The sequence below is a fragment of the Caballeronia sp. AZ1_KS37 genome (assembly GCF_023631165.1).
Lineage (GTDB): Bacteria > Pseudomonadota > Gammaproteobacteria > Burkholderiales > Burkholderiaceae > Caballeronia > Caballeronia zhejiangensis.
The window spans coordinates 1-3,273 of sequence record NZ_JALQDP010000051.1 but is presented as its reverse complement, the minus strand read 5'-3'; the positions used below and the strand labels follow the sequence as shown (position 1 = coordinate 3,273).

The 3,273-nt window shown below is 61.1% G+C and carries 4 protein-coding genes; all 4 read left to right on the top strand.

All coding sequences use genetic code 11. The features are described from left to right. Nucleotides 1-398 (top strand): succinate dehydrogenase, cytochrome b556 subunit (gene sdhC, locus NCS00_RS33160; RefSeq protein WP_250437927.1); only part of this gene is annotated, 398 nt, incomplete at its 5' end. A gap of 2 nt (nucleotides 399-400) precedes the next feature. Then, a complete protein-coding gene (sdhD, locus tag NCS00_RS33155) occupies nucleotides 401-769 on the top strand; it encodes a succinate dehydrogenase, hydrophobic membrane anchor protein (protein ID WP_008354058.1) in 369 nt (122 codons plus the stop codon). Between the two features lie 5 nt (nucleotides 770-774). Beyond that, nucleotides 775-2,550 (top strand): succinate dehydrogenase flavoprotein subunit, encoded by a 1,776-nt coding sequence (gene sdhA, locus NCS00_RS33150; protein WP_008354057.1) that lies wholly within the window; start codon nucleotides 775-777, stop codon nucleotides 2,548-2,550. Between the two features lie 21 nt (nucleotides 2,551-2,571). Beyond that, complete coding sequence (locus NCS00_RS33145) at nucleotides 2,572-3,273, top strand: succinate dehydrogenase iron-sulfur subunit (RefSeq protein ID WP_008354056.1); 702 nt, start codon at nucleotides 2,572-2,574, stop codon at nucleotides 3,271-3,273.

Below are 3,273 nucleotides of genomic sequence, written 5' to 3'. Positions count from 1 at the left end.
TAAAAAAACCAAGGCCGGAATACCGGAACATCGGGATCGGTCAGATCGCGAAGTATCGCTTGCCGCTGGCGGGCAAGGTATCGATCCTGCATCGCGTGAGCGGCCTGCTGCTCTTCGTGTGTCTGCCGTTCATCCTGTATCTGCTCGATCAGAGCCTCACGTCGGAAATCTCGTTCGACGCGTTCAAGGGCTTTCTCGCCAACCCCATCGTCAAGATCATCACGCTCGTGTTGTCGTGGTCGTATCTGCATCACTTCTGCGCGGGTATCCGCTTCTTGCTGCTCGACACGCACGTCGGCGTGAACAAGCAAGGCGGCAAGCAAAGCGCGCTCATCGTGCTGATCGTCTCGCTGTTGCTCACGCTCGCGATGGCTCTCAAGATCTTCGGAGTGTTCTAAACATGGCAACGCAAAATCGGGTCGGCCCCAAGCGCCTGGTCGTCGGCGCGCACTATGGTCTGCGCGACTGGCTCGCGCAACGCATCACCGCGGTCGTGATGGCCGTGTACACCGTCATTCTTCTCTTCTGGTTCTTCGCGGCGCACAACTTCTCGTACGAAGGCTGGGCGGGCATCTTCGCGACCCAGTGGATGAAGCTTGCGACTTTCGTAGCCTTGCTTTGCCTCTTCTATCACGCGTGGGTCGGCATTCGCGACATCTGGATGGACTACGTGAAGCCCATGGGTCTGCGCCTGCTCTTGCAAGTGCTGACGATCCTCTGGCTCGTCGGATGCGCCGGCTACGCTGCACAGATTCTCTGGAGAGTTTAAAGAACATGGCTGCAATCAAGACTTCCCTGCCGCGTCGTCGCTTTGACGTGGTCATCGTCGGTGCGGGCGGATCGGGCATGCGCGCATCGCTGCAGCTCGCGCGCGCGGGTCTGTCCGTCGCGGTGCTCTCGAAAGTGTTCCCCACGCGCTCGCATACGGTGGCCGCGCAAGGCGGCATCGGCGCATCGCTCGGCAACATGAGCGAAGACAACTGGCACTATCACTTCTACGACACCATCAAGGGCTCCGACTGGCTCGGCGATCAGGATGCGATCGAGTTCATGTGCCGCGAAGCGCCCAACGCCGTGTACGAGTTGGAACACATGGGCATGCCGTTCGACCGTAATCCGGATGGCACGATCTATCAGCGTCCGTTCGGCGGCCACACGGCGAACTACGGCGAGAAGCCCGTGCAACGCGCCTGCGCGGCCGCCGACCGTACCGGTCACGCGTTGCTGCACACGCTGTATCAGCAGAACGTCGCGGCTAAAACGCACTTCTTCGTCGAATGGATGGCGCTGGATCTGATCCGCGACGCCGATGGCGACGTGCTCGGCGTCACCGCGCTCGAAATGGAAACGGGCGAGGTCTATATCCTCGAGGGCAAGACGACGCTGTTCGCCACGGGCGGCGCGGGCCGTATCTTCGCGGCATCGACGAATGCGTTCATCAATACGGGCGACGGCCTCGGCATGGCCGCGCGTTCGGGCATCGCGCTGCAGGACATGGAGTTCTGGCAGTTCCACCCGACCGGCGTCGCCGGCGCGGGCGTGCTGATTACCGAAGGCGTGCGCGGCGAAGGCGGCATTCTGCGTAACTCGAATGGCGATCGCTTCATGGAGCGCTATGCGCCGACGCTGAAGGATCTCGCGCCGCGCGACTTCGTTTCGCGTTCGATGGATCAGGAGATCAAGGAAGGCCGCGGCGTCGGTCCGAACAAGGATCACGTGCTGCTCGATCTGTCGCACATCGGCGCCGAGACGATCATGAAGCGTCTGCCGTCGATTCGCGAGATTGCGCTGAAGTTCGCGAACGTCGATTGCATCAAGGAGCCGATTCCGGTCGTGCCGACCATCCACTATCAGATGGGTGGCATTCCGACGAACATGCATGGTCAGGTCGTGGGCACCGCGAAGGGCTACAACGATCCGGTCAACGGCTTCTATGCTGTTGGCGAATGCTCGTGCGTGTCGGTGCATGGCGCGAATCGTCTGGGCACGAACTCGCTGCTCGATCTCGTCGTGTTCGGCCGCGCGGCGGGCAATCACATCATCAAGCACGCGAAGGAATTGAAGGAGCACAAGCCGCTACCGGCCGATGCCGCCGACTTCGCGATGGAACGTCTCGCGGTGCTGGAGAAGTCGACGTCGGGCGAGTACACGCAGAACATCGCCAACGACATCCGCGCATCGATGCAGGCGCATGCGGGCGTGTTCCGCACGTCGAAGCTGCTCGAAGAAGGCGTCGGCAAGATCGCCGAACTCGCCGAGCGCGTGAAGCACGTGCATCTGAAGGACAAGTCGAAGGTGTTCAACACCGCGAAGGTCGAGGCGCTCGAACTGGCGAATCTGATCGAAGTCGCGCGCGCGACGATGGTCTCCGCCGAAGCGCGCAAGGAAAGCCGTGGCGCGCACGCGCACAGCGACTACGAGCATCGCGACGACGAGAACTGGATGCGTCACACGCTGTGGTTCAGCGAAGGCGATCGCCTCGAATACAAGCCGGTGCAGATGAAGCCGCTGACGGTCGAATCGGTGCCGCCCAAGGCGCGTACCTTCTAAGGAAAGCGCAAGGAAATCGAAATGGCAAAGAGAATTTTTGAAGTCTATCGCTACGATCCGGACAAGGATGCGGCGCCGCGCATGCAGAGCTACGAGCTCGATCTGACGCATGAACGCATGCTGCTCGACGCGCTGGTGAAGCTGAAGGAAGTCGATGAGACGCTGTCGTTCCGTCGCTCGTGCCGCGAAGGCGTGTGCGGTTCGGACGCGATGAACATCAACGGCAAGAACGGCCTCGCGTGCCTGACGAATCTGAACGAACTGCCGCAGAAGATCGTGCTGCGTCCGCTGCCGGGTCTGCCGGTGGTGCGCGATCTGATCTGCGATTTCACGCAGTTCTTCAATCAGTATCATTCGATCAAGCCGTATCTGATCAACGATACGCCGCCGCCCGAGAAGGAGCGTCTGCAGTCGCCCGTCGAGCGCGATGAACTCGATGGCTTGTACGAGTGCATTCTGTGCGCGAGCTGCTCGACGTCGTGCCCGAGCTTCTGGTGGAACCCGGACAAGTTCGTGGGACCGGCGGGCTTGCTGCAGGCGTATCGCTTCATCGCGGATAGCCGCGATCAGGCGACGGGCGAACGCCTCGATAACCTGGAAGATCCGTATCGTCTGTTCCGTTGCCACACGATCATGAATTGCGTCGACGTGTGCCCGAAGGGGCTCAACCCGACCAAGGCGATCGGCAAGATCAAGGAATTGATGGTGCGACGGGCGGTTTGA

Bases quoted from the DNA above. Each gene is read 5' to 3' on its own strand.
- sdhA (WP_008354057.1), top strand. From the start codon at position 775: ATGGCTGCAATCAAGACTTCCCTGCCGCGTCGTCGCTTTGACGTGGTC.
- NCS00_RS33145 (WP_008354056.1), top strand. From the start codon at position 2,572: ATGGCAAAGAGAATTTTTGAAGTCTATCGCTACGATCCGGACAAGGAT.
- sdhD (WP_008354058.1), top strand. From the start codon at position 401: ATGGCAACGCAAAATCGGGTCGGCCCCAAGCGCCTGGTCGTCGGCGCG.